Origin of the sequence: Magnetospirillum moscoviense, assembly GCF_001650635.1 — a bacterium.
Taxonomy (GTDB): domain Bacteria; phylum Pseudomonadota; class Alphaproteobacteria; order Rhodospirillales; family Magnetospirillaceae; genus Magnetospirillum; species Magnetospirillum moscoviense.
Map to the genome: position 1 here is coordinate 59,745 of NZ_LWQU01000141.1, position 25,213 is coordinate 84,957.

24 protein-coding genes and 1 pseudogene are annotated in these 25,213 nt (G+C 66.3%); 13 read left to right on the forward strand and 12 right to left on the reverse strand.

The features are described from left to right. Nucleotides 1-6 precede the first annotated feature (6 nt). Genes A6A05_RS11150 through pgi form a run of 4 tightly spaced genes read left to right on the forward strand, consistent with a single transcriptional unit; the run spans nt 7 to nt 3,520 of the window. A complete protein-coding gene (locus A6A05_RS11150) occupies nt 7-546 on the forward strand; it encodes a DsbE family thiol:disulfide interchange protein (RefSeq protein WP_068500681.1) in 540 nt (179 codons plus the stop codon). Further along, complete coding sequence (locus A6A05_RS11155; protein ID WP_068500684.1) at nt 543-1,010, forward strand: cytochrome c-type biogenesis protein; 468 nt, start codon at nt 543-545, stop codon at nt 1,008-1,010. The genes A6A05_RS11150 and A6A05_RS11155 overlap by 4 nt, the downstream gene beginning before the upstream one ends. Next, nucleotides 1,007-1,837 carry a c-type cytochrome biogenesis protein CcmI gene (ccmI, locus tag A6A05_RS11160; RefSeq protein ID WP_068500688.1) on the forward strand — a complete coding sequence of 277 codons (831 nt, stop codon included), beginning with the start codon at nt 1,007-1,009 and terminating at the stop codon, nt 1,835-1,837. The genes A6A05_RS11155 and ccmI overlap by 4 nt, the downstream gene beginning before the upstream one ends. 60 nt (nt 1,838-1,897) lie before the next feature. Further along, on the forward strand, nt 1,898-3,520 hold the full coding sequence (pgi, locus tag A6A05_RS11165) for a glucose-6-phosphate isomerase (protein ID WP_068500693.1): 1,623 nt from the start codon (nt 1,898-1,900) through the stop codon (nt 3,518-3,520). 191 nt (nt 3,521-3,711) lie between these two features. Here pgi and A6A05_RS11170 read toward each other — a convergent pair whose 3' ends face one another. The 4 genes from A6A05_RS11170 to A6A05_RS11185 form a co-directional block, all read right to left on the reverse strand. Continuing rightward, nucleotides 3,712-4,068 (reverse strand): hypothetical protein, encoded by a 357-nt coding sequence (locus A6A05_RS11170; RefSeq protein ID WP_068500695.1) that lies wholly within the window; start codon nt 4,066-4,068, stop codon nt 3,712-3,714. 82 nt (nt 4,069-4,150) lie between these two features. After that, entirely contained in the window at nt 4,151-7,237 is a 3,087-nt protein-coding gene (locus tag A6A05_RS11175; RefSeq protein ID WP_068500969.1) for an error-prone DNA polymerase, read from the reverse strand. 205 nt (nt 7,238-7,442) lie between these two features. Then, nucleotides 7,443-8,948, reverse strand: a complete 1,506-nt coding sequence (locus tag A6A05_RS11180; RefSeq protein ID WP_082910881.1) for a Y-family DNA polymerase — start codon at nt 8,946-8,948, stop codon at nt 7,443-7,445. Continuing rightward, complete coding sequence (locus A6A05_RS11185; protein WP_068500698.1) at nt 8,869-9,588, reverse strand: ImuA family protein; 720 nt, start codon at nt 9,586-9,588, stop codon at nt 8,869-8,871. The genes A6A05_RS11180 and A6A05_RS11185 overlap by 80 nt, the downstream gene beginning before the upstream one ends. A gap of 150 nt (nt 9,589-9,738) precedes the next feature. Between A6A05_RS11185 and A6A05_RS11190 the strand changes: the two genes are divergently transcribed. The 5 genes from A6A05_RS11190 to A6A05_RS11210 all read left to right on the forward strand — a co-directional run bounded on the left by A6A05_RS11190 (nt 9,739) and on the right by A6A05_RS11210 (nt 16,136). After that, nucleotides 9,739-10,617, forward strand: coding sequence for a glycine--tRNA ligase subunit alpha (locus tag A6A05_RS11190; RefSeq protein ID WP_068500701.1), 879 nt, complete (start codon nt 9,739-9,741; stop codon nt 10,615-10,617). Nucleotides 10,618-10,620: 3 nt separating this feature from the next. Beyond that, nucleotides 10,621-12,693: a glycine--tRNA ligase subunit beta gene (gene glyS / locus A6A05_RS11195; protein ID WP_068500704.1), complete on the forward strand. Its 2,073-nt coding sequence runs from the start codon at nt 10,621-10,623 to the stop codon at nt 12,691-12,693. 77 nt (nt 12,694-12,770) lie between these two features. Then, entirely contained in the window at nt 12,771-15,458 is a 2,688-nt protein-coding gene (gene ppdK, locus A6A05_RS11200; RefSeq protein WP_068500707.1) for a pyruvate, phosphate dikinase, read from the forward strand. 106 nt (nt 15,459-15,564) lie between these two features. Then, nucleotides 15,565-15,744, forward strand: a complete 180-nt coding sequence (locus tag A6A05_RS11205; RefSeq protein WP_068500712.1) for a type II toxin-antitoxin system HicA family toxin — start codon at nt 15,565-15,567, stop codon at nt 15,742-15,744. Beyond that, nucleotides 15,744-16,136, forward strand: coding sequence for a type II toxin-antitoxin system HicB family antitoxin (locus A6A05_RS11210; protein WP_068500715.1), 393 nt, complete (start codon nt 15,744-15,746; stop codon nt 16,134-16,136). Before A6A05_RS11205 ends, A6A05_RS11210 begins: the two co-directional genes overlap by 1 nt. Before the next feature lie 9 nt (nt 16,137-16,145). Here the strand turns inward: A6A05_RS11210 and A6A05_RS11215 are convergent, their stop codons facing one another. Genes A6A05_RS11215 through A6A05_RS11230 form a run of 4 tightly spaced genes read right to left on the reverse strand, consistent with a single transcriptional unit; the run spans nt 16,146 to nt 18,341 of the window. Beyond that, a complete protein-coding gene (locus A6A05_RS11215) occupies nt 16,146-16,634 on the reverse strand; it encodes a YajQ family cyclic di-GMP-binding protein (protein WP_068500719.1) in 489 nt (162 codons plus the stop codon). A gap of 58 nt (nt 16,635-16,692) precedes the next feature. Next, nucleotides 16,693-17,307 (reverse strand): cation efflux transmembrane domain-containing protein, encoded by a 615-nt coding sequence (locus A6A05_RS11220; protein WP_068500721.1) that lies wholly within the window; start codon nt 17,305-17,307, stop codon nt 16,693-16,695. A gap of 11 nt (nt 17,308-17,318) precedes the next feature. Beyond that, nucleotides 17,319-17,900 (reverse strand): TMEM165/GDT1 family protein, encoded by a 582-nt coding sequence (locus A6A05_RS11225; protein ID WP_068500725.1) that lies wholly within the window; start codon nt 17,898-17,900, stop codon nt 17,319-17,321. A gap of 45 nt (nt 17,901-17,945) precedes the next feature. Then, on the reverse strand, nt 17,946-18,341 hold the full coding sequence (locus A6A05_RS11230; RefSeq protein ID WP_156521012.1) for a dienelactone hydrolase family protein: 396 nt from the start codon (nt 18,339-18,341) through the stop codon (nt 17,946-17,948). A gap of 79 nt (nt 18,342-18,420) precedes the next feature. On the opposite strand from A6A05_RS11230, the gene A6A05_RS11235 reads away from it, so the two are divergent. From A6A05_RS11235 to rlmN, 4 genes are read left to right on the forward strand one after another with little or no spacing between them, the layout of a single operon-like run. Beyond that, nucleotides 18,421-18,681, forward strand: coding sequence for a hypothetical protein (locus tag A6A05_RS11235; RefSeq protein ID WP_068500730.1), 261 nt, complete (start codon nt 18,421-18,423; stop codon nt 18,679-18,681). Between the two features lie 47 nt (nt 18,682-18,728). Continuing rightward, nucleotides 18,729-19,298, forward strand: coding sequence for an NUDIX hydrolase (locus tag A6A05_RS11240; RefSeq protein WP_068500732.1), 570 nt, complete (start codon nt 18,729-18,731; stop codon nt 19,296-19,298). A gap of 25 nt (nt 19,299-19,323) precedes the next feature. Beyond that, nucleotides 19,324-19,827, forward strand: a complete 504-nt coding sequence (locus A6A05_RS11245) for an invasion associated locus B family protein (protein WP_068500735.1) — start codon at nt 19,324-19,326, stop codon at nt 19,825-19,827. A gap of 47 nt (nt 19,828-19,874) precedes the next feature. Then, nucleotides 19,875-21,032, forward strand: coding sequence for a dual-specificity RNA methyltransferase RlmN (gene rlmN, locus A6A05_RS11250; protein ID WP_068500738.1), 1,158 nt, complete (start codon nt 19,875-19,877; stop codon nt 21,030-21,032). A 22-nt stretch (nt 21,033-21,054) separates the two neighbouring features. Here rlmN and A6A05_RS11255 read toward each other — a convergent pair whose 3' ends face one another. The 4 genes and pseudogenes from A6A05_RS11255 to A6A05_RS11270 all read right to left on the reverse strand — a co-directional run bounded on the left by A6A05_RS11255 (nt 21,055) and on the right by A6A05_RS11270 (nt 25,011). Beyond that, nucleotides 21,055-21,930 (reverse strand): hypothetical protein, encoded by an 876-nt coding sequence (locus A6A05_RS11255; RefSeq protein WP_068500741.1) that lies wholly within the window; start codon nt 21,928-21,930, stop codon nt 21,055-21,057. A 52-nt stretch (nt 21,931-21,982) separates the two neighbouring features. Next, complete coding sequence (locus A6A05_RS21830; protein ID WP_082910882.1) at nt 21,983-22,870, reverse strand: BPSL0067 family protein; 888 nt, start codon at nt 22,868-22,870, stop codon at nt 21,983-21,985. Nucleotides 22,871-23,249: 379 nt separating this feature from the next. Continuing rightward, nucleotides 23,250-23,462, reverse strand: a pseudogene (locus A6A05_RS22255) (hypothetical protein); the annotation flags it as partial. A 169-nt stretch (nt 23,463-23,631) separates the two neighbouring features. After that, nucleotides 23,632-25,011 (reverse strand): M23 family metallopeptidase, encoded by a 1,380-nt coding sequence (locus tag A6A05_RS11270; protein ID WP_068500751.1) that lies wholly within the window; start codon nt 25,009-25,011, stop codon nt 23,632-23,634. Nucleotides 25,012-25,213 lie beyond the last annotated feature (202 nt).

Sequence of the window (25,213 nt, forward strand, 5' to 3'; positions counted from 1 at the left end):
GGATCGATGCGCCGTGTTCTTTATCTGCTGCCGGTGCTGGTGTTCGCCGGGCTGGCCCTGTTCTTCCTGAAGGGGCTGACGCTCAATCCGCGTGAGCTGCCGTCGATGCTGATCGACCGCCCGGTGCCCGAGATGAACCTGCCGCCGCTGCCCGGGCGCGGTGCCGATACCGGGCTGGCCAGCGCCGATCTGAAGGGAAGGGTGTCGCTGGTCAACATCTACGGCTCGTGGTGCATCGCCTGCATCCAGGAACATCCCTATCTGCAAAAGATCAAGGAGCTGGGGGTGGTGCCGATCCACGGCATCGACTGGCGCGACGATCCGGTCGAGGGCGCCAAGTGGCTGAAGAAGCACGGCGATCCCTATGCCCGGGTGGGCTCGGACCCGGCGCCCGGGCGCACCGCCATCGATTTCGGCGTCACCGGCGCCCCCGAGACCTTCGTCGTCGATAAGAACGGCATCATCCGCTACAAGCATATCGGCCCGGTCGACATGCGGGTGTGGGACAAGACCTTGCTGCCGATCATCCGGGAGCTGAACAAATGATCCGTCTGGCCGTGCTTTTGTCGGTCTTGTGGCTGGCCGCCCCGGCGCTCGCCGCCGACCCGTCCGAGATGTTGAAGGACCCGGCGCTGGAAAAGCGTGCCCACACCCTGGGCAAGGAATTGCGCTGCCTGGTCTGCCAAAGCGAATCCATCGAGGATTCCAACGCCGACCTGGCCAAGGATCTGCGCATTATCGTGCGCGAGCAGATCGGCAAGGGCGCCAGCGACGAGCAGGTCAAGAAGTTCGTGGTCGACCGCTATGGCGATTACGTTCTGCTGAACCCGCCCTTCAAGGGGGCGACCCTGGTGCTGTGGCTGGGGCCGTTCGGCCTGTTGGCGGTATCGTTGGTGGCGGCCTGGGCGTTCTTTCGCCGTCGCGCCAAGGGCCAGGCGCCGGCCGGATCGGCCCCCCTGTCCGATGCCGAGAAGCGTCGCCTGGAAGCCCTGTTGAAGGACGGCAAATGATCTGGCTGGTTTTCGCTGCGTTGGTTCTGGCCACCCTGGCTATCTTGCTGGTGCCGCTGCTGCGGCCCAAGGCGGCCGGGCCGGATCGGGCCGAATACGACCTGACCGTCTATAAGGACCAGTTGGCCGAGATCGAGCGCGAGCTGGAACGCGGCACCTTGAAGCCCGACCAGGCCGAGGCGGCCAGGACCGAGATCAGCCGCCGCATCCTGGGTGCCGCCGAGCAGCGCGGCAAGTCGGTGACCAAGGCCGGTCGGCCGCTGGGGCTGATCATCGGCCTGGCGCTGGCGGTGCCGATGATCGGGGCGGGCTTCTATGTGACGCTGGGCTCGCCCGATTTGCCCGATCGCCCGTTCGCGGGCCGCGCCGCCCAGGTGCGCCAGGCCCAGGACCAGACCGAGATGATCCGCGGCATGGTCGCCCAACTGACCGCCAAGCTGGAAAAGAACCCGTCCGACGGCAAGGGCTGGAACATGCTGGGTCGCTCGCTTCGGGTGATGGGCCAGGCCGACGATGCCGCCGAGGCCTATCGCAAGGCGGTCAAGCTGCTGCCCGGCGATAGCCAGGTGCGGATGGAATTCGCCGCCCTGCTGCTGGATCAGGTGCCGCAAGGCTCGGCCCTGCCGGCCGAGTTGGTTGGCCTGATGCGCCAGGTCGCGGCCATCGATCCCACCAATGTCGACGCCCTTTACTTCCTGGGCATCGCCGCCGCGCAAGCCGGCGACAAGGCCAAGGCCAAGGATTTGTGGCGAAAGGCCGCCGCCCTGCTGCCCGAGGGCAGCCAGGATCGCCAAGATATCCTCAAGCAGGTCGAGACACTGGAATAGGGCTGCGCTAGAATCCCCCGAAGAATGGTCTTCGTCGCAAACGAAGCAGGGGGAACAGCGATGACGCATCCGACCGAACGGGCCGCCTGGCGGGCGCTCGAGGCCCATGCCCAGGCGATGGCGCCGGAAACCATGCGCGAGATGTTCGCCCGCGATCCCGGGCGCTTCGCTGGCTTCTCCGCCCGGCTTGACGATTTGCTGCTGGATTATTCCAAGAATCGCGTCAGCCATCAGACCATGACGTTGCTGATGGACCTGGCCCGCCAGTCCGGCGTCGAACATGCCCGCGCCGCGATGTTTGCCGGCGAGAAGATCAACGCCACCGAACGGCGCGCCGTGCTGCATGTCGCCTTGCGCCACCGCGACCATTCGGCCATCCGCGTCGATGGCGCCGACGTCATGGGGCCGGTGCGGGCGGTGCTGGCCAAGATGAAGGATTTTTCCGTCGCCGTGCGCTCGGGCGCCTGGACGGGTGCGACCGGCAAGCCGATGACCAGCGTGGTCAATATCGGCATCGGCGGCTCGGACCTTGGCCCGGTGATGGTGACCGAGGCGCTGAAGCCTTATCACCAGCCCGGCCTGGCGGTGCGCTTCGTCTCGAACGTCGACGGCACCCACATGGCCGAGACGCTGAAGCTGTGCGACCCGGAAACCACCTTGTTCATCGTGGCGTCCAAGACCTTCACCACCCAGGAAACCATCGCCAATGCCACCAGTGCGCGGGACTGGCTGATCGGTCATCTGGGGGCGTCGGCGGTGCCCCGGCATTTCGTGGCGCTATCGACCAACGAGGCGGCGGTGACCGCCTTCGGCATCGACCCGGCCAACATGTTCGAGTTCTGGGACTGGGTCGGCGGGCGCTATTCGCTGTGGTCGGCCATCGGCTTGTCGATCGCGGTGGCCATCGGCTTCGAGCGGTTCGAGGAATTGCTGGAAGGGGCCGCCCGCATGGACCAGCATTTCCTGACCGCGCCCTTGGACGTCAATATGCCGGTGATCCTGGCCATGCTGGGGGTGTGGTACAACAACTTCCTGGGCGCCGCCGCCTATGCCGTGCTGCCCTATGACCAGTATCTGCACCGGCTGGCCGCCTATCTGCAGCAGCTGGACATGGAAAGCAACGGCAAGGGGGTGGCGCTGGACGGGACGCCGGTCACCTGGCAGACCGGCCCGATCCTGTTCGGCGAGCCGGGCACCAACGGCCAGCACGCCTTCTATCAACTGATCCACCAGGGCACCAAGCTGATCCCCTGCGACTTCCTGGTCGCCGCCAATAGCCACAACCCGCTGGGCGAGCACCATGACCTACTGCTGTCCAACGTGTTGGCCCAGCCGGAAGCGCTGATGAAGGGCCGCACCCTGGCGGAAGTGAAGGCGGCCGATCCCACATTGTCGGACGAGCAGGCGGCGCACCGGGTGTTTTCCGGCAACCGGCCCAGCAACACGCTTCTCTACAAGCGGCTGGACCCGCGCACGCTGGGCATGCTGATCGCCCTTTACGAACACAAGGTGTTCGTCCAGGGCGTGGTGTGGGCGATCAATTCCTTCGACCAATGGGGGGTGGAACTGGGCAAGCAACTGGCCAAGACCATCCTGCCCGAGCTGAAGAACGGCCCGACGCCCGGCGCCCACGACAGCTCGACCGCCGGCCTGATCGAGGCGGTGCGGGCGATGCGCTCGTAAAGAAGTCCTTCGCTTCGATCGGGGTGCCTTTTCTTGTTTGGCGTCCGCTATAAGGCGAGCAGGGCTCGCCGCAGCGCGGGGAAACGACCGGAACCCGCGCGGAAAGCTTGCTTGAGCACGGGTTCACCCAACAAAAATCGGGGAAAAGTACACCGAGGCGAAGCCGAGGGACTTTTTCACGGACAACGGGGTCAGTGATGGACCAGGGTCTCGGCCTTGTCCATGACCCGGCGCCACATCAGCCAGGCGATCGAGGGTAGCATCAGGGTCAGGCCCAGGCGGGCAAAGACGGCGCTGGCGCCGTTGCGTTCGCCCGATAGCAAGATGGTGTCGGCGCAGGCGAAGCGCTGCGAGAACTCGCCCTCGCAACTGGCCAGGCGTTCCTTGACCGCCGGCGAGCGGTGATGTTCCAGCGCGTTGGGGCTTAGTTCCGACAGCATGGCCTGGCCGACCACGCCGATCCACGCACAGCACAAGATCGCCAGCACCTGGCCCAAAAGGCGCAAGCGGTGATGGAGGCGTTCCAGTGGATGGATGCGGTGGGTCACGTTGCCAAGCCTTCTGCTGACAATCGGAGTTTCTCTCCAGGTCGTCATTATGCCGTTTTTTGGCGATTTTCGCAAGTTTAGCCTAACAGAAGTCGCGCGAGCGCGGCACCAGCAGGCCCAGCGCCCCGGTCATGTCCAGGATGGTCTTGGCGACGACGTGGACCACCGGGCCTTCGCGCTGGATGGTGCCGTCGATGCGCAGCAATCGCCCGGTCAGCACCGCCTTGCGCGCCGCCTCGAACATTGTCGGCCACACCACGATGTTGGCGATGCCGCTTTCATCTTCCAGCGTCAGGAAGATCACGCCGCTGGCGGTGCCGGGGCGCTGGCGCACCAGCACCAGGCCGGCCACGGCGATGCGCCCACCCTGACGCCGGGCCAGATCGGCCGCCGGCCTGACGCCGGCACTATCCAGGTTGGGGCGCAGCAGGGCCAACGGATGCGCCTTCAGCGACAGGCGCAGGCTGGCGTAATCGTGCACCACCTCTTCGCCCAATCCCATGGTCGGCAGGCTGACCGCCGGCTCACGGGACGGTGCCGCCGCCAGTGCCGCCAGCAGCGGCGGCGGCGGCGCGGTCAGGGCCTTGGCCTGCCACAGGGCGTCGCGGCGCGACAGCTTCAGCGAGCCGAAGGCGTCGGCGCGGGCCAGGCGTTCCAGTTCGGGCCGGGTCAGGCCGGTGCGGGCGACCAGATCGGCAAACGAGCCATAGGGCCGCCTTGCCGCCAGGCGCCGGCCGCCGGCCTGGGGCAATCCGTCGATCTGGCGAAGGCCCAGCCGCAGGGCCAGGCCACCGCCCTTCCGTTCTTCCAGGCGATTGTCCCAGTCGCTGGCCGAGACATCGACCGAGCGGACCTCGATGCCGTGATCCTGGGCGTCGCGCACGATCTGGGCCGGGGCGTAGAACCCCATCGGCTGGCTGTTGAGCAGGGCGCAGGCGAACGCCGCCGGGTGATGGCATTTCAGCCAGGCCGAGACATAGACCAGATGGGCGAAGCTGGCGGCGTGGGATTCCGGGAAGCCGTATTCGGCGAAGCCCTCGATCTGGCGAAACACCCGCTCGGCGAATTCGTCGGTATAGCCGCGTTCCCGCATGCCGGTGATCAGCTTGTCACGGAAGCGCCCGACCTGGCCGGTGCGACAGAAGGCGGCCATCGAGCGGCGCAATTGGTCGGCCTCGGCCGGGGTGAAGCCGGCGGCGACGATGGCGATCTGCATCACCTGTTCCTGGAACAAAGGCACCCCCAGGGTCTTGCCCAGCACCCGTTCCAGCTCGGGCGAGGGGTACTCGACCTTTTCCAAGCCCTGACGGCGGCGCAGATAGGGGTGGACCATGTCGCCCTGGATCGGGCCGGGCCGCACGATCGCCACCTCGATGACCAGATCATAGAAACAGCGGGGTTTCAGACGCGGCAGCATGGTCATCTGAGCCCGGCTTTCCACCTGGAACACCCCGATGGAATCGGCCCTGCCCAGCATGTCGTAAACGGCGGGGTCTTCGCGCGGCACGGTGGCGAGGTCGATCTCGATGCCGCAATGGTCGGCCAGCAGGGCGAAGGCCTTGCGGATGCAGGTCAGCATGCCAAGGGCCAGCACATCGACCTTGACCATGCCCAGGGTGTCCAGATCGTCCTTGTCCCATTCGATCACGGTGCGCCCGTCCATGCGGGCGTTCTCGATGGGAACCAGCTCGTCCAGGCGGTGGCGCGACACCACGAAGCCGCCGACATGCTGCGACAGATGGCGGGGAAAGCCGGTCAGCTGGGCGGCCAGGTCCAGCACCCGGGCCAGGGCGGGCGAGTCCGGGTCCAGCCCCAGCTCGCGCACGCGGGCCGGGTCGATCGGTTTCGAGGAATAGCCCGAACTGGTCTTGGCCAGGGCGGCGACACTGTCGTCGGACAGGCCCAGGGCGCGGCCGACCTCGCGCACCGCCGAGCGGGCGCGGTAATGGATCACCGTCGCGGTCAGGCCGGCGCGGTCGCGGCCGTGACGGGCATAGATGTGCTGGATCACCTCTTCCCGGCGTTCATGCTCGAAATCGACATCGATGTCGGGCGGCTCGCCCCGCTCGGCCGAGATGAAACGCTCGAACAAGAGGTCGAAGACGGCCGGATCGACATTGGTGATGCCCAGGCAGAAACACACCGCCGAATTGGCCGCCGAGCCCCGGCCCTGGCACAGGATGCCCTGCTGGCGGGCGAAGCGGACGATGCCCTCGACGGTCAGGAAATAGGGGGCGAAGCCCAACTGGCCGATCAGCGCCATCTCGTGGGCCAGGGCGGCCTGGACCTTGGCCGGGATGCCGGTCGGATAACGCTGTGCCGCCCCCGCCGCGACCAGGCGCGCCAAGCGCTGGTGCGGGGTCTGGCCGTCGCCTTCCTCCTCGTCGGGATATTCATAGCGCAACTGGTCCAGCGAGAAACGGCACAGAAGGGCGATGTCGGCGGTCCGGGTGATGGCGTCGGGGTGGCGGGCGAACAGGCGGGCCATTTCCTCGGGCGGCTTCAGATGGCGCTCGGCATGGGCGGCCAGGGCCCAGCCGGCGGCAGTGATGGTGGTGCCCAGGCGGATACAGGTCAGCACGTCGAGCAGCGGCCGGCGTTCGGGGACATGCATCAGCACATCGTTGGTGGCGACCAAGGGCGTGGCGCATTGGCCGGCCAGTTCATCAAGGTCAGCCAGGCGGGCGCGGTCGCGATCGTCGAAGCGGCGGCTGGCGGCCAGGAACACCCGGCCGGGCCGGTCGCGGCCCCAGGCCGCCAGTTCGGCGGCGAAATCAGCATCGGGATCGGGGGGCGGCAGGGCGATCAAAACCTGGCCGTCGGCATGGTCGGCCAACTCGGCGCGGGTGAAGGCGCAAGACCCCTTGTCGGCGCGCCTGCGCCCCAGGGTCAACAGCCGGGTCAGCCGGCCCCAGGCGGCGCGGTCGGTGGGCAGGCACAGCATGGCCATGCCGTCGGTGGGTTCAAGCCGGGCACCGGGCAGAAGGCGGATGCCGGCTTGGCGGGCCGCCCCGTGGGCGCGCACGATGCCGGCCACCGAATTGCGGTCGGTGACCGCCAGCGCCGACAGCCCCAGGGCGGCGGCGGCACTGGCCAATTCGTCGGGATGCGAGGCGCCGTGCAGGAAGCTGTAATTGCTGGTGACCTGCAGCTCGCAATACTGGGTCATGTTGACGAACCGATAAGTCGGTTCGTCGGATTGCCCTCGCCGGGCGGGCGCATCCGCGCCCTTGTGGGCGAAGCCCACCCTCGGCAAGCCTCGGGCCGCCCTGTTGGGCGTTGTTTCGCCCCTGAGGGGCGGCACGGCCGCGGCCGCAATGGCCGCAGGATGCCGGCGCGCAAGTCGGGTGCATTGAATATTGCGCGCGCCGGCATCAAGACACCAACCCATGCAGGAACCAGCGAGGCGGCGGGTCGGCGCCGAACCAGCCTTCGCGGTACAGCCAGAAGCGCTGGCCGGTCTCGTCCTCGACGCAGTAATAGTCGCGGGTCGGCGTATGCTCCTTCCACCAGGCATCGGCGATGCGCTCGGGGCCGTCGGCAAGGCGGATGCGGTGGGTGGTACGGCGCCAGCGAAACAGCACCGGCGGGTTGTCGGGGATGGGGGCGACGGCCTCGACCGGCTCGGGCGGGTCGAACAGGCGGATCGGGCGTCGGCCCACCGGCCAACTTGCCTGCGGGTCGAAGCGGGCCAACGGCGGACAGCGCAGCACCGCCTGTTCCGGCACATGGCTGGAATGGGGCAACAGCCGCGCCACCCGGCCATCGCCCAGCCGGGCGGTCAGGGCGTCGAACAGGCGGGCGCACCGGGCCTGGCCGTCGGCGGCGGCGGCGCTGGCGGCGCCCAGCCGGGCCTGTTCCGGGGCCAAGGCGGCCAGGCCCAATGCCGCCACGGCGATGGTCTCGATGCCGAAGCCGGCATCCAGGCTGTCGAGCTGGGGGCGCAGCAGCTTCAGCAGATGGGGCGCGTCGCGGCTGGGCCGCCCGGTGCCGACGCTCAGACGCAGCACCGCCGCATCGACGCGGAACAGGCTGACCTCGATCCGCCTAAGGCCCATCTCCTCGCCATCCAGGCGGCGGCACAATTCGGCCAGCAGGCCTTCCAGCGCCGCTTCCACCGCCTCGGTGCGGCCGATCGGTTCGGCGAAGGCGCGCTGGACCCGGTGGGGGGCGACCGGGGCCAGGGGCGAGATCGGCTCGGGCAGGTCGCCCAACGCCTGGTCCAGGCGGCGGCCCGGTTCGGGGCCGAAGCGGGCCGCCAGCGGCGCGCGGGCCATGCCCAACAGGTCGCCGATCACCCGCAGGCCCACCGCCTCCAGCCCGGCGATGGTGGCGCCGTTCAGCCGCAGGGCGGCCAGCGGCAGCGGCGCCAGGGCGTCGCGCGGTCGGCCGGGCGGCAGGATCGGGGAATTACCCCGGCCGTGATGGGCCCAGGCCCAGGCCGCCCCGGGAGTGTCGGCGATGGCGGCCCGCACGCTAAAACCCTGGCGCGTCAGCCGGGCGGTCAGGTCGGCCAGCAGGCCAGCCTCACCGTCCCACAGATGGGCGCAGCCGGTGATGTCCAGCCACAGGCCGTGGTCGGCCGGGGCTGCCAGCGGGCTATAGCGGGTGCACCAGTCCGACAATCCCTCCAGCAGGCGCTGGTCGGCCATCGGCTGGGCCGGGCGGCTGATCAGGTCGGGGGCCTGGGCCAGGGAATCGGCCAAGGTGGCGCCCGGGCGCAGGCCGGCCTGGCGGGCCAGCGGGTCCACCGCCACGACGCGCTGGACCTGGCCGGCGGCCATCGTCAGGGCCAGCGGCCTATCCGGCGGCGCGCAGCCAGTGCGGCGCAACCGCTCGGTCGCCAGATCCGGCAGCCAGACGAAGATTACCCGTCGCATCAAACCACTCCACATCCCAGGACAAGGCGGAATCGGCGGCCAGGGCGGTGCCCCGGCAGCGGGTCAGGGCCAGCCGCCACACCGCCCGGCCCGGCGCCGGGGCATGGGCGTCGGTCGGTCGCGGATCGACCCGCCAGCGGGTCAGGGCGTTGGGCACCGGTTCGCCGCGATTGAGCAACACCAGCATGGTGCCGCCGGCCTGGGCGGCCAGATGCAGGCGCCGCGCCGCGATCAGGTCGGGCACCGCCAGCTCGGCGATGATGGCGGCCAGGCCGGGGCAGCGCGCCGCTTCCTCGGCCGCCCACAGGGCGTCGGCGGGGCGTCGGGCCTGAACCGTCACCAGTCGGCGCGGCGGCAAGCCCAGGGCGGCCAGGGCCGGGGCATAGGGCAAGGACCCGGCCGCCAGCCACAGGACCGGACGGCGCAGCGCCTGGGCGGCCCGGCCCGCCAGCCAGGCGCAAAAGCCCGGCGCGCACGCATCGCCCGGATCGACGACGTCGTGCAGCCCCCCCAGCGCCAGCCCGCCCCACGGCAGGGCGCGGTCGATGTCGGGCAGACCCAAGGGCAGGGCCTTGTGATCGCCGCCCCGGTCCTGGGGCGCGAAACGGGCGCGCAATTGGGCGAAATCGGTACTCGACATGGCGGCTCACGCATTTTGTTCACGGAACATTCTTCGAACATTTTGCCTCTCGAGTCAAGGGGGCTCGACACGGGCGCCCTTGACCGGAACCGGGGGGCTGGTTAGGGTTTGCCAGTCCTTTCATCCACCTTCCGAAAGACGGCGATTCTCATGGGTCACAGCGGCACGAAGAAGCCCAGCTTCCAGCAACTCATCCTGACCCTTCAGAATTTCTGGGCCGAGCAGGGCTGCCTGATCCTGCAGCCCTATGACATGGAAGTGGGCGCCGGGACCTTCCATCCGGCGACGACCCTGCGGGCCTTGGGGCCTAAACCCTGGAAGTGCGCCTATGTCCAGCCGTCGCGCCGGCCCAAGGATGGCCGCTATGGCGAGAATCCCAACCGTCTGCAGCATTACTATCAGTATCAGGTCCTGCTGAAGCCCAGCCCGCAGAATTCGCAGGAGCTGTACCTGGAAAGCCTGAAGCGCCTGGGCATCGACCCGTTGTCGCACGACATCCGCTTCGTCGAGGACGATTGGGAAAGCCCGACGCTCGGCGCCTGGGGCCTGGGCTGGGAAGTGTGGTGCGACGGCATGGAGGTGACGCAGTTCACCTATTTCCAGCAAGTGGGCGGCATCGAGTGCGACCCGGTCGCCGTCGAGCTGACCTATGGGCTGGAGCGCCTGGCCATGTACATCCAGGGCGTCGAGAACGTCTATGACCTGGATTTCAACGGCGACGGCGTTTCCTATGGCGACGTCTTTTTGCAGGCCGAGCAGGAATATTCCGCCCATAATTTCGAGCATGCCGACACCGACATGCTGTACCAGCACTTCGTCGATGCCGAAAAGGAATGCCAGGCGCTGCTCAGGGCCAATCTGGCGCTGCCGGCCTATGACCAGTGCATCAAGGCGTCGCATCGTTTCAATCTGCTGGACGCGCGCGGCGTCATCTCGGTGACCGAGCGGCAAAGCTATATCGGCCGGGTTCGCGCGCTGGCCAAGGCTTGCTGCGAAGGCTGGCTCGCCACCCAGGCGAAGGGGGCCTGACCGATGGCTGAATTGCTGCTGGAAATCTTTTCCGAGGAAATCCCCGCCCGCATGCAGGCCGGCGCCGCCTTGTCCTTGCACAAGCTGGTGACCGACGGGCTGACCAAGAACGGCCTGACCTTCGACGCAGCCAAAAGCTTCGTCACCCCGCGCCGCCTGGTGCTGGTGGTCGAGGGCCTGCCGCTGGCCGGCCCCGACGTGAGGGAAGAACGGCGCGGCCCGCGCGTCGGCGCCCCCGAGCAGGCGATGGCCGGCTTCCTGGCTTCGACCGGCCTGACGCTGGAGCAGCTGGAAAAGCGCGACACCGGCAAGGGCGAGTTCTGGTTCGCCAATATCGAGAAGAAGGGCCGCGCCACCGCCTTGGTGATCAAGGAAACGGTCGAGACGGCCATGGCCGAGTTCCCGTGGCCGAAATCCATGCGCTGGGGCGCCAACGCGGTGCGCTGGGTCCGTCCGATCCAGTCGATCCTGTGCCTGTTCGAAGGCAGCGTGGTGCCGGTCTCGTTCGGTCCGATTTCGGCCGGCGACTCGACCGAGGGCCATCGCTTCCTGGCCCCGGCCCGCTTCTCGGTCAAGGATTTCGCCGATTACGCCGCCCGGCTGGCCAACGCCAAGGTGATGCTGGACCCGTTCGAGCGCCGCCACGACATCTTGCGCCAGGCCGAGGCGGCGGTGGCCAAGGAAGGCCTGACCCTGAAGGTCGATGACGGCTTGCTGGCCGAGGTCACCGGACTGGTCGAATGGCCCACCATCCTGGTCGGCACCATCGATTCCAAGTTCATGGGCGTGCCGGCCGAGGTGCTGATCACCTCGATGCGGGCGCACCAGAAGTACTTCTCGGCCCTGAAGGTCGACGGCAGCCTGGCGCCGCGCTTCCTGGTCACCTCGAACATGGTGACCGCCGACGGCGGCGTCCAGGTGGTGGCCGGCAACCAGCGCGTCCTGCGCGCCCGTCTGTCCGACGCCGCCTTCTTCTGGGACACCGACCGCAAGGCCCGGCTGGATGCGCGCCTGCCCAAGCTGGCCGAGCGATTGTTCTATGCCAAGCTGGGCACCATGGCCGACAAGGTCGCCCGCATGGTCGAACTGGCCCGCCACCTGACCGCCTTCGTCGCCGATGCCCATGCCAACGACGCGGCGCGCGCAGCCCTTTTGGCCAAGGCCGACCTGTCGACCGAAATGGTCGGCGAGTTCCCCGAACTGCAGGGCATCATGGGCCGCTATTACGCCCTGCATGACGGCGAGAAGCCGGACATCGCCGACGCCATCGCCGCCCATTACTCGCCGCAAGGCCCAAGCGACGGCGTGCCGACTGCGCCGCTGTCGGTGTGTGTCGCCCTGGCCGACAAGATCGACAGCCTGGTCGGCTTCTTCGGCATCGACGAAAAGCCGACCGGCTCGAAGGACCCGTTCGCGCTGCGCCGCGCCGCACTCGGCATCATCCGCCTGGTGGTGGAAAACGGCCTGCGCCTGCCCCTGTTCCAGCTGTTCCAGTTCGCCCACGCCCAGTACGCCCCGGGCCAGCTGAACGGCGAGGCCAAGATGGTCGCCAACGACCTGTTGGACTTCTTCGCCGACCGCCTGAAGGTGCACCTGAAGGAAAAGGGCGTGCGCCACGATCTGGTCAACGCGGTGTTCAGCCTGGGCGACGAGGACGATCTGGTCCGCCTGCTGGCCCGGGTCCAGGCCTTGTCGGATTTCCTGGCCTCGGATGACGGCTCGAACCTTCTGGTCGCCTATCGCCGCGCCGCCAACATCGTGCGGATCGAGGAAAAGAAGGACGGCGTGTCCTATGCCGGCTCGGCCGACGCCAAGGCCCTGAAGCAGCCCGAGGAAACCGCCCTGGCGGCGGCCCTGGCCGAGGTTCGCCAGGCGGCGGCCCTGGCCTTGAAGGCGGAAGATTTCTCGACGGCGATGGCGGCTCTTGCAAGGTTGCGCCGTCCGGTGGATGCTTTCTTTGAAAGCGTGACGGTCAATGCCGACGAACCGGCATTGCGCGTCAACCGTCTGAAGCTTCTGGCCGAGATCGGTGCCGCGCTGGGCGAGGTGGCCGATTTCTCGAAGGTCGAAGGCTGATCAAAATATCGGATGCGGGGGAACCAACCCCCGCCACCCCTTGGGACGCCGGATAACGCTTAAGGAAGGGACGTACCATGAGCAGTAAGTGGGTCTACAGCTTTGGTGGTGGCCGCGCCGAGGGGCGCTCGGACATGAAGAACCTGCTGGGGGGCAAGGGGGCCAATCTGGCCGAGATGGCCAATCTGGGCATTCCGGTGCCGCCGGGCTTCACCATTCCCACCGAGGCTTGCACCTTTTACTACCAGAACGGCAACACCTATCCCGAGGGATTGCAGGATCAGGTGATGGTCGCGCTGGCCACCGTCGAGCAGATCATGGGCGCCAAGTTCGGCGACCAGACCAATCCGCTGCTGGTGTCGGTGCGCTCGGGCGCCCGGGCCTCGATGCCCGGCATGATGGACACCATCCTCAATCTCGGCCTGAACGATGTGTCGGTCGAAGGCCTGGCCAAGCGCTCGGGCGATGCCCGCTTCGCCTATGATTCCTATCGCCGCTTCATCCAGATGTATTCCGACGTGGTGTTGGGCGTCGACCACCACCATTTCGAGGAAATCCTGGAAGAGGCCAAGGACGACCGGAACGTCAAGCTGGACACCGAATTGTCCGCCGACGACTGGAAGAAGGTGGTCGCCAAGTACAAGGACAAGGTCAAGGCCGCCATGGGCCGGCCGTTCCCGCAAGACGTCCGTGAACAATTGTGGGGCGCCGTCGGCGCGGTGTTCGGCAGCTGGATGAACCAGCGCGCCATCACCTATCGTCGCCTGCACGACATTCCCGAAAGCTGGGGCACCGCCGTCAACGTCCAGGCCATGGTGTTCGGCAATATGGGCGAGGATTGCTGTACCGGCGTGTGCTTCACCCGCGACCCCTCGACCGGCGACAACGATTTCTATGGCGAGTTCCTGATCAACGCCCAGGGCGAGGACGTGGTCGCCGGCATCCGCACGCCGCAGCAGCTGACCATCCACGGCCGCGAGTTGCAGCGTTCCGACCTGCCCAGCATGGAAGAGGCGATGCCGGTGGTGTTCAAGGAACTGAACGCCATCCGCCACAAGCTGGAAGCCCACTACAAGGACATGCAGGACATGGAGTTCACGGTCCAGCAGGGCCGTCTGTGGATGCTGCAGACCCGCACCGGCAAGCGCACCACCAAGGCGGCCTTGAAGATCGCCGTGGACATGGCCCGCGAAGGCCTGATCACCCGTAAGGACGCCATCGGCCGCATCGATCCGGCGGCGTTGGACCAGTTGCTGCACCCGACCCTGGACCCCAAGGCGTCGCGCACCATGCTGGCGCGCGGCCTGCCGGCCAGCCCGGGCGCGGCTTCGGGCAAGGTCGTCTTTTCGGCCGAGGACGCCGAGAAGTGGGTCAAGGAACGTAAGGAAAAAGTCATCCTGGTCCGCATCGAGACCAGCCCGGAAGATATCGGCGGCATGCATGTGTCGGAAGGCATCCTGACCACCCGGGGCGGCATGACCAGCCACGCCGCCGTGGTGGCGCGCGGCATGGGCACGCCTTGCGTCGCCGGCGCCGGCGAGATCCGCGTCGATTACGCCGCCAAGACCTTCAAGGTCGCCGGCAAGGTGATTGCGGAAGGCGATGTCATCACCCTGGACGGCGGCACCGGCGAGGTGTTCCTGGGCGCGGTGCCGACCATCCAGCCGGAACTGACCGGCGATTTCGCCACGCTTATGGAATGGGTCGATACCATCCGCACCATGAAGGTGCGCACCAACGCCGAGACTCCGCTGGACGCGGCCACCGCCCGCAAGTTCGGCGCCGAGGGGATCGGCCTGTGTCGCACCGAGCATATGTTCTTCGCCCCCGAGCGCATCCTGGCGGTGCGCGAGATGATCCTGGCTTCGGATGAAAAGGGCCGCCGCGCTGCCCTGGCCAAGCTTTTGCCGTTCCAGCGCCAGGACTTCATCGATCTGTTCACCATCATGCAGGGCTTGCCGGTGACCATCCGCCTGCTCGACCCGCCGCTGCACGAGTTCCTGCCCCACACCGATGCCGACATCGCCGAGATCGCCAAGGCGGCCAATGTCGATGTGGCGGCGGTGAAGGCGCGCAACGCGTCCTTGCACGAATCCAACCCGATGCTGGGCCATCGCGGTTGCCGTCTGGGCATCACCTATCCGGAAATCTACGAGATGCAGGCCCGGGCCATTTTCGAGGCCGCCGTCTCGGTCTCGCAGGAAACCGGCCGCACGGTGACGCCCGAGGTGATGATCCCGCTGGTCGGCGCCAAGAAGGAACTGGACCTGATGAAGGACGCGGTCGACAAGATCGCCGCCGAGGTGTTCGCCGCCATGGGCCAAAGCGTCAAGTACCATGTCGGCACCATGATCGAGCTGCCCCGCGCAGCCCTGCTGGCTGGCGACATCGCCCAGACCGCCGAGTTCTTTTCGTTCGGCACCAACGACCTGACCCAGACCACCTTCGGCATGAGCCGTGACGATTCCGGCCCGTTCCTGGAAGTCTATCGCGCCAAGGGCATCTACGAGCACGATCCCTTCGCCCAGTTGGACCAGGAAGGTGTGGGCGAGCTGATCAAGATCGCCGCCGAGCGCGGCCGTGCCACCCGGCCCGGCCTGAAGCTCGGCATCTGCGGCGAGCATGGCGGCGACCCCAGCTCGGTCGGTTTCTGCCAGAAGGTCGGGCTGGATTACGTGTCGTGCTCGCCCTACCGCGTGCCAATCGCAAGGCTTGCCGCCGCCCAGGCGGTGCTGGGCAAGGAAGGCGGCAGCGGCACCAAGTAAGGCGCTGTCGCGTGGATACGAAGAAGCCCCGGCCGGAAAGGTCGGGGCTTTTTCGTTCGGTGTGTAACGTTGACACTGGCGGCGGCGCCGTGTAGCGTCAGGGGTCATGAAAAGCGCCGAGCTGATCCGCCTTCTGGAAGGCGATGGATGGGTCCTGGACCGGGTTCGAGGCTCGCATCATGTGTTCCGGCATCCGACCAAGCCCGGCATCGTGGTCGTTCCACATCCCAAGAAGGATCTCGGGACCGGGCTGGTCGCGGCGATTCGCAAACAGGCAGGTGTTTGATGCGCTATCCCATCCTGATCGAGGAAGGCTCGGACAATGCGGCGTTTGGCGTGGTCGTTCCCGACCTGCCGGGCTGCTTCTCGGCCGGCGACACCCTGGACGAGGCGATGGAGGCGGCAAGGGAAGCGGCGGCGGCATGGATCGACGCGGCCCTGGATGCCGGGGTGGACATCCCCGCGCCGTCGCGGCTGGCCGACGCGCGCTCCCTGCCCGGTTACGAGGGGTGGAGCGTCGGCATCATCGAGCTCGATCCCGCCTTGTTCGATGACAGTATCGAACGGGTCAACATCACCTTGCCCAAGCGGGTCTTGCGTCGGCTGGACGATCTGGCGGCCGCGCGCCACCAAAGCCGGGGCGCCTTCATCGCCGAATTGACCATGCACAAGCGCTAAGTCGCCCCCTCAATCCCGGAAATTGACGAATTGCAGCGGGCGGTCGTGCTCGTCCTTGCGCAGCAGGGCGATCACTTCCTGCAGTTCGTCGCGCTTCTTGCCAGTGATCCGCAATTCGTCGCCCTGGATGGCGGCCTGGACCTTGATCTTGCTGTCCTTGATCAGCTTGACCAGGTTCTTGGCCAGGTCCTTGTCGATGCCTTCCTTGATGGCGATCTCGTGCCGAAGGGTGTTGCCCGAGGCCTTTTCCGGCGCCTTGGTGAAATCCAGCGACTTGGGATCGACGTTGCGCCGGGTGAAATAGACCTTCACCAACTCGTGCATCTGCTTCAGCTTCAGATCGTCGTCGGCGATGATGGTGATCAGCTGTTCCTTGCGCTCGATGGTGCATTTCGAGCCCTTGAAGTCGAAGCGGGTGGCGACTTCACGGACGATGCCGGCCAGGGCGTTGTCCACCTCGGCCATTTCGGTCTTGGAAACGATGTCGAACGACGGCATGGATCTGGCCTTCCTCTCTGGCAAGTTTTCAGCACGATGGGCGAAGCAGGCGGCTTGATCAAGTCCGCCATTCGCGCCAGGCGTGGCCCAGCACCTGGAATGCCCCCGAAAGCGCCAGCGCCGCCATGATGGCCGCGACCGCGAAGTCGGGCCAACCCGATTGCGAGGCCAGGACGCCGCCGGCCGCCGCCATCACCGCGACGTTGCCCAATGCGTCGTTGCGCGAACAGATCCACACCGACCGCATGTTGCTGTCGCCTTCGCGGAAGGCGTACAGCATCACCGCCACGCCGACATTGGCCATGAAGGCCAGCACGCCGATCGCCCCCATGACCGGGGCCTCGGGCACGGTGCCGGCCATGGCGTGCATAAGGGTATTGCCGGCCACCCACAGACCGAAGGCCGCCATGGTGGCGCCCTTCAGCATCGAGGCCGCCGCCCGGCGGCGCAGGCTCATGCCCAGCACGAACAGGCTGACGCCGTAATTGGCTGCGTCGCCCAGGAAGTCCAGGGCGTCGGCCTGCAGCGACGAGGATTCCGAGGCGATGCCCGCGCCGATTTCCACCAGAAACATCAGGGCGTTGACCGCCAGGGCCACCCACAGGGCGCGGCGGAACCACCCCGATCCGGTCGGGGGCGGGCTACAGCATTGATCGCCGCAACAAGATCCCATGGCAGCCTCCGCTATTGGCCGAAGCTTGGCATGAATCCCATCAGGGTCAAGATTCCCAGCAGAACGAAGATCGAGGCCGCGACGGCATGGACCAGCTTCAAGGGCAGCTTCTCGGCGGCGGCGTTGCCCAGCAGCACGGCCGGAACGTTGGCGATCATCATGCCCAACGTGGTACCCATCGCCACCACCACCACATCAAGATAGCGTGCCGCCAGGGCGACGGTGGCGATCTGGGTCTTGTCGCCCATTTCCAGGGTGAAGAAGGCGATGGTGGTGGCCAGGAACACCGACGCATGCGAGCGTTTGACCGGGTCGTCCTCGTCATCGACGCTGTCGGGCACCAGCATCCACAGGCCCATGGCGATGAAGGACAGGCCCAGCACCCACCGCATGATCTCGGGCCCCACCGCCATCGACACCACTTGCCCGACCAGGGCGGCCAAGGCGTGATTGGCGATGGTGGCGACAAAGATGCCGGCGATGATCGGGATGGGGCGACGGAACCGCGCCGCCAGCAGCAGGGCCAGCAACTGGGTCTTGTCGCCGATTTCGGCGATGGCGACGATGGAGGTCGAGACGAGAAAGGCTTCCACGGGGCAGGTCCCTGATTGATCCCCGCGAGAAGGGGCGGGCGGAGACTACCGCCCGTCCATGCCTTTGCGCAAGAAGGCGATGGCGGTCTGCGAGGCCGATCCTTGTGCGCCGCCCTTGGTGGACATCTCCACAGTCCAGCCGCGCGGGGCGTAGGTATCGACCAGCAAGGTGGCGAAGCCGGCCTGGGCCAGGCGCTCGGCGAACCATGGCTCGTTTTGCGGATCCAGGCCGCCGATGGTGTGCAAGATCACCACCGCCGGCACCTTGCCGTCGCCCTCGGGCAGGGACAGCGTGCCGATTGCTTCGATGTCCGCGCTTGGCTGCCGGGCTACGATCTTGCCGAGCGTATCATAGGTGCCCGAGGCGAAGCGGACGGTCTCGGCGGCCAGCGCCGGCCAGCAGGCCAGCAGGGTCGCCATGGTCAGGGCCAGAATGCGCATGCGGTTCACCCAAGGTTAAGGGGCTGTGTGCTATAAACCGGCGAAACGAACGTCAACACGCCTTTGATTGGGGTTTTTCATGGCTGAAATCAACCGTGTCGGTGGCTCGTCCACCGGTTCGGGTCTGGAATCGATCCGCCAGTCGTTGGGTCTGGGCACGCCGGTCGCGCAGGCTCCGGCCGCCGGCGGGCGTAAAATGGATGTGACCGCCATCGGCGGCCGGGTCGATCCCGGCGCCATTGGCGGGCCGCGCGGCAACCGCATCCTGCCGGCCGATTTTCCTTTGGATCAGTTGGATCGCCGCGCCGCCCGCGGCACCTATCTGGATATCCTTGTTTAGACCGATACGCCTTGCCTGATGGGCGGGGCTTGGTCACACTGACGGCCATGCAGTTCCAAGGCCCCACCTCCCGTCTGGTTCCCGAAGGCGACGACCGCGAACGTCTGGTCTGCCGCGATTGCGGCTTCGTGCTTTATGAGAACCCCAAGGTCATCGTCGGTGCCGTCTGCACCTGGGAAGACCGCTATCTGCTGTGCCGGCGGGCCATCGCGCCGCGCATCGGCTTCTGGACCATGCCGGTCGGATACATGGAATTGCACGAGACCACCGAACAGGGCGCCATTCGCGAAGTGTGGGAAGAAGCCCGCGCCACCATCGAGGTCGATGCACTGCTGGGCCTTTACGCCATTCCGGAAATCAGCCAGGTCCACATGATCTATCGCGGCCGGATGACCAGCCCCGATTTCGCCGCCGGCCCCGAAAGCCTGGAGGTCGGGCTGTTCACCTGGGACGAGATCCCGTGGGACGAACTGGCCTATCCCAACGTGCGCTGGTCGCTGGAATACGAACGCGAGATGAAGGGGCGGGTGGGCTTCGCCCCACGCGGCCGGCCCGACCATCATGTTGCGACGCAAAAGGTTGACAAGGAAAGCCCTGCGGTGTTGATACAGCCGTGATGTTTCACACCTTGGAAGGGCTCTGATGCGTACCGCGTTCCTTGCCGCCATGCTGGCCGTTTCCGTCGCGACCCCGGCTGTGGCCGACGACACCAAGCGTCTGGTCGCCGTCGGCGCGTGGGAGGCCTATGCCTATACCGACCAGACCGGCAAGGTGTGCTATGCCGCGGCCAGGGCCGATCGCACGGTGGGCGGCGAGCGCGAGCGTCAGGGCACCGCGGTGGCGGTCAGCCATCGCCCGAAAAGCCCGGGCGAGGTTAGCATCATGGCCCCCTACGGCCTGAAAAAGGATTCCGACGCCGAGCTGCAACTGGGCGCCATGAAGCACAGCTTCGTGCCCAAGGGCACGGTGGCCTGGGCCAAGGACGCCAAGGCCGATCCGGCCATCCTGGCCCAGATGCTGAAGGGCCGCGAGGTGACGGTGAAGGCGGTGCCGGCCAAGGGCCAGCCGATCACCGACACCGTCCCGCTGCGCGGTTTCCCCGAGGCCCTGGCCGCCATCGACAAGGCCTGCGGCGTCAAACGCTGAGCGCATTTCGTTGATTTCCGGGCGGGGAATGCTTATCTGTCCATTCCATGACCGATAGCACCTCCAAGATCGACCTGATCGGCCTGTCGCGCGAGCAGCTTGCCGCCGAAATGGCCGCCATCGGCGAGAAGCCGTTCCGCGCCAAGCAGCTGTGGCACTGGCTGTATAATCGCGGCGAGACCGACTTCTTCAAGATGAGCTCGATCTCGAAGACCATGCAAGCCGCCCTGGCCGAGCGCTACACGGTCGGCCGGCCAGTGGTCGAGCGCGACCTGATCAGCGTCGATACCACCCGCAAATGGCTGCTGAAATTCCCCGACGGCAACGAGGCGGAAACGGTCTACATCCCCGACGAGGGCGAGGCGCGCGGCGCGGTGTGCATCTCGTCGCAGGTGGGCTGCACGCTGACCTGCAAGTTCTGCCATACCGGCACCCAGCTGCTGGTCCGCAACCTGACCAGCGCCGAGATCGTCGGCCAGTTCCTGGTGGCGCGCGATTCCTATGGCGAGTGGCCGACGCCCGACGACAGCACCCGGCTGTTGTCCAACATCGTCATGATGGGCATGGGCGAGCCGCTTTATAATTTCGACAATGTCGCCACCGCCTTGAAGATCTTGATGGATGGCGACGGTGTCGGCATCTCGAAGCGGCGCGTCACCCTTTCGACCTCGGGCGTGGTGCCGATGATGAAACGCTGCGGCGAGGAGCTGGGCGTCAACCTGGCGATTTCCCTGCATGCGGTGACCGACGAGGTGCGCGACCGCATCATGCCGATCAACAAGAAGTACCCGCTGAAGGAGCTGATGCAGGCCTGCCGCGATTATCCCGGCGCCTCGAACGCCCGGCGCATCACCTTCGAATACATCATGCTGAAGGGCATCAACGATTCCCTGGTCGATGCCCGCCAATTGCTGAAGCTGGTCAAGGGCCTGCCGGCCAAGTTCAACCTGATCCCGTTCAATCCGTGGCCGGGCTCGGAATTCGAATGCTCGGACATGAAGACGGTGCGGGCCTTCTCGGACTTCCTGCAAGATAACGGCTATTCGGCGCCGATCCGGAAGTCCCGGGGCCAGGACATCCTGGCCGCCTGCGGCCAGTTGCGCTCGGAAAGCCAGCGCCAGCGCCAGTCACGCATGGCCGCCCGCATCGCGGCGGGCATTCCCGACGATCACGCGCCCAAGATGGCGCATGATGGGCTGGTCTGACGGCGCCAGTCTTCTGCTCAGCCTATTTCCGATCTTTCATCGATTGCGGATCGGCCATGTCCACCAGCCTCATTTCCTGCGGCGCGCTGGCGCTGTCGGTGTTGCAGGGGCGATACCATTCCACCTGGATGTGTTTTCTTGCGCCAATGGCATTCCAAATCCGTGAACAGCGATCGCCATAGGGGGTATCGGGGAAGCCGAAGCGTTGAATGATCGACGCATAGAACCCAGGGTCACGCGGCGGCCAGGGCGGGCCGTAGAGAATAATCTTGCGTGACAGGCCGGTGGACAGTGAAAATCCCACCCGCAATTTGATCTCGCCGAATGAGATATCTGCCGGCGCTCCCTCGGCCCATTGGGTCCAGGTGCCGCCTCGGGACAGCACCAACGCCTTCAACTCTTCGGCAGATCGGCGCAGGCGCAACCCTTCGATATCACTGGTCGGCGCGGGAATTTCCGCGGGATAGACCCGCGACGGCTCCCCGTGGGCCGTGCCGCGGCATTCGGCGCGAAGGGTGCGCACGTAATGGCGGTTGACCTTCTCCCGGGCGTCCCACTCGGTCCCCTGCCATTCGACCAGGCAGGTCTTAACCCCTTCGGGAATCGAAACGGCCAAGTTAAACCCCCGCATTTCCTTGTAACGGCAATACAGGAAGAGGGGGCGCTGAGTGACCTTGGCCATATCGATACGGATAATTGCTCGTCCGGGGCTTTCCACAGGGTCGTCGCCGTGGCTATTGTCGATAGCCCCGTCGTCCGCCCAGGTATTTGCCCACAGCAGGCGCTGCTTCTGGGTGCCGAAGGTCCATTCAGACGGGCATGCGGCGACCACGGAATCTGCATGAGCGGTGGCGAGAGGCAAGAAGCCGAAAAGCGTGATCAAGACCAGCAGGCGCATAGAGATCCCTCCCCCAACGAGGTGACGCACTCCGTCGGGGGAGGATATCCACTTAGGGTTTGCGGATCACCGAATATTTCTCTGCTTGGTAAATCGGTTTGCCCTTCGGATCGCCGAACGGGATGAATTTTTCCCGCGCAGGAAAATTGTGCGCCTGTTCAAGAACGTACATCCCTTTCTTCCCATTCTCTTCCCCGTACCGATCGAAAACCACCGCATGATTGCCGGTGGACTTGTTCTGGTATTTCCCGCCCTCGAAGGTGGCCAGGGCGGTCCCTGGCTTCAGCGGCGGGTCGCCCGCCCCCTTGATCTTTTCGCCCTCCTTCCAGTCGCTGGCGCGAAGACCCTGAAGCTCGGGGGTGGCGTGCTTGACCAGGGCGACGCATTCCTCGCTCCCCTGGTCGGGACCCGATGAGAGATATCCACCCTTCGCCTCTTCCTTCAGTTCCTTGATGCTCTTGCTCGCCTGATGCCCGTCGGCATACAGCCCGACCTTAACACCGGCCTTTTCCCCCTGACGGACCAGTTCCTCGGCGGCCTGTGGATTGGTCTTGTAGAGTTCGCGGCTGACCTCTTTGGCATGCTGTTCGGTGCCTTGCGGGTCCACCTTGGCGCCGCTCTTCAGCCAGTCGGTATAGCCGGGAATGTTGCCGGGATCCTTCAGCACTTCGGCGTCGCGTTGAACGGCAGTGTGCGCATCGTCGGGCGACGCGGGCGGCACAGGACGAGGCGGCTCGGTCGTTGGACTTTCCGAAACGGGGGCAAGAGTCGGCGCTGGTGTCGCTTCGGGCACAGGTCCGGGCGGCGGGGCCGGTGTCGGCTCGGGCGTTGGGACCAAGGTCGGCGCCGGGGTTGTCGGGACCGGCATGGGCGCGGGCGCTGGTGTCGGCACCGGCGCGCCATCGCCGGACGTGGCGCCTTCTGCCAGCGCCATCTGCATCGGCCAGGTCCATCAAGGTGGCGTGCGAGTCCGGCCCGGCCTGTTTGGCGAAATCGCCATAGATGCGCGGAATGTCGCCATCATTGGTGCTGCGGGTCAGCGCCCGGGCGCTGTCGGCGTTGAAGGCCAGGGTCTGCTCGTCCAAATCCAGCTTGTGGTCGGGCGCAGGCAGCGACAACCGGGCCGGGCGCAGGTTCAAGGTGCCGGGCTCGCCCTGATACAGGCGCTGGTGGTGGTCGTCGATCTCGGCCAGCGTCGGCGGCTTGAAGCCGTTCAGCAGCGGGCCGGCTTTCTTGCCCAGGCTGGTGATGGTCGGGCCGTCGGGATTGAGCACACCATCGACCTTCAGCCCGTTCTGGGTTTGCCAGTCCCTGACCGACTTTTCCTGCCGTTCGCCCCAATAGCCCAGCGGGCCGTTGGTGGCGGCCAGATCGTGGAGGCCTGTATTGCCCAGGATGGTCTCGACCTTGACGACGTCTTCGCGCCGATTGGGCTGGTCGGGGCCGACCGGGGCGCCCAGGGTGAAGAAGTCGTCGTCGGGATAGAGCGGGGTGCGCGGTCTGGATTCGGGGTCGAGGGGCGTGGCGGTCATGTTTTGTTCCCTTTGTGGGCCGAAGAAAGGGCGATTCCGAAAGATCGCCCGTGCATGATTGCCACGTTACTCAGTTAATTGGGGAAGTCAAAGGAAACATAGCCTATCACATAGGATGCGATGGCTTGCCGCGCTGCCGGACCGGGCCGGGCCTTTGGCGGCATCACGCCTAGTTGGTCAGTGACCCCGGCTTGGTCCCGCTGGCCATGGCCATGCGGGACGAGGGCGGAATCTTCGCCATCAGCGTCTCGGTGTCCTTCTTGATGCCCTTGAAGCGGTCCAGTTCGCGGCCGGCCAGCTTGGTGTTGGTCGGCATCTTGACCGACAGCGGGTTGATCTGGGCGTGGCCCTGCAGCACCTCGTAATGCAGGTGCGGGCCGGTCGAACGGCCGGTCGAGCCGACGAAGCCGACGATCTGACCTTGCGAAACGCGGCGTCCGTTATGGATGCCCTGGGCGATGCGGCTCATGTGGGCGTAGGCGGTGGCGAAGCCCGAGCCGTGGCGGATGCGGACGTAATTGCCATAGGCGCCGTTGAAGCCGGCCATCTCGATGGTGCCGTCGCCGGCGGCCTGGATCGGCGTTCCCACCGGCACCGCGAAATCAACGCCCTTGTGCATCTTGGTGAAGCCCAGGATCGGATGGTTGCGCATGCCGAAGCCGGAACTGATCTTGGCGCCGTCGACCGGGGTCTTCAGCAGGGCCTTCTTGATGCTTTCGCCCTTCTCGTTGAAATATTCCACGGTGCCGCCATCGGTCTCGAACCGGTACATGGCGATCGGCTTGCCCGACAGGCTGACCGAGGCGAACAGCATCTCGCCGGTGCGCACCAGCTTGCCCTTGGTGTCGTAATAGCCCTCGAACATCACCTCGAAGCCGTCGCCCGACTGAATGTCGCGCTGGAAATCGACGTCGTAGGACAGCGCCTTGATCATCGCCATCACGATCGGGATCGGCACGCCGGTCGATTGGGCGCTTTCGAACAGGCTGGAGCGGATCTGGCCGACATAATGGGCGACCTCGCGGCTGACCTGGCGCCGGCTTTCCTTGCCCATGAAGGTGCCGCCGCCACTGCGCAGGGCGAAGACTTCGCGGATCGGGTCGGCGTTCAGCGACACTTTCTGGAAATCGCCGTGGCCGAAGCCGTGCGGCGAGCTGTCGAAGGTCACCTGGACCTTCTGGCCGGCCTTCAGGGCGCGCGGGTTGAACACCGCCCGCAGGGCGTCGATGGCTTGGTTGGCCTCGGCGCTATCGACGCCGGCGCGGATCAGCACGTCGCCCAGCGTGTCGCCCGACGCGACCTGGACGTTGCGTTCGACCGGGCGGCCGGCGCGGTCCTCGAGCTCGCTGTCCGAGGCCAGGCCATCGGCCAGGGCCTGGCCCTCGGCCTCGTAATCGATATAGATCGGCCGCACCGGATCCAGGGGCTGATTGCCTTCGACGAAGCGGACCAAGGGTTTGGCCGCGAACATCGCGACGACGCCAAGCACAGCGACGACACCGAAGGCCTTCAAGGATCGTTTAATCTTGCCGGTGACCAGACAGCCCAATGGCCGGCTCCCCCTGGAGTGCAAGCGATTCCGGTTTATGCCAGCTTGCCGGGGGCAAAGGCAAGAATTTCCGCCTGCTTCCGTGGTTTGACTGTGGCGTGGGTCGGAGCTGCTTATGGTGATTGGCAATGTTCCAAATTAGTCTGGGGCCGAGATCGCGAATCTTTCCAGGCAGATAGCGTCGCAAAACCGGCACTTGCCA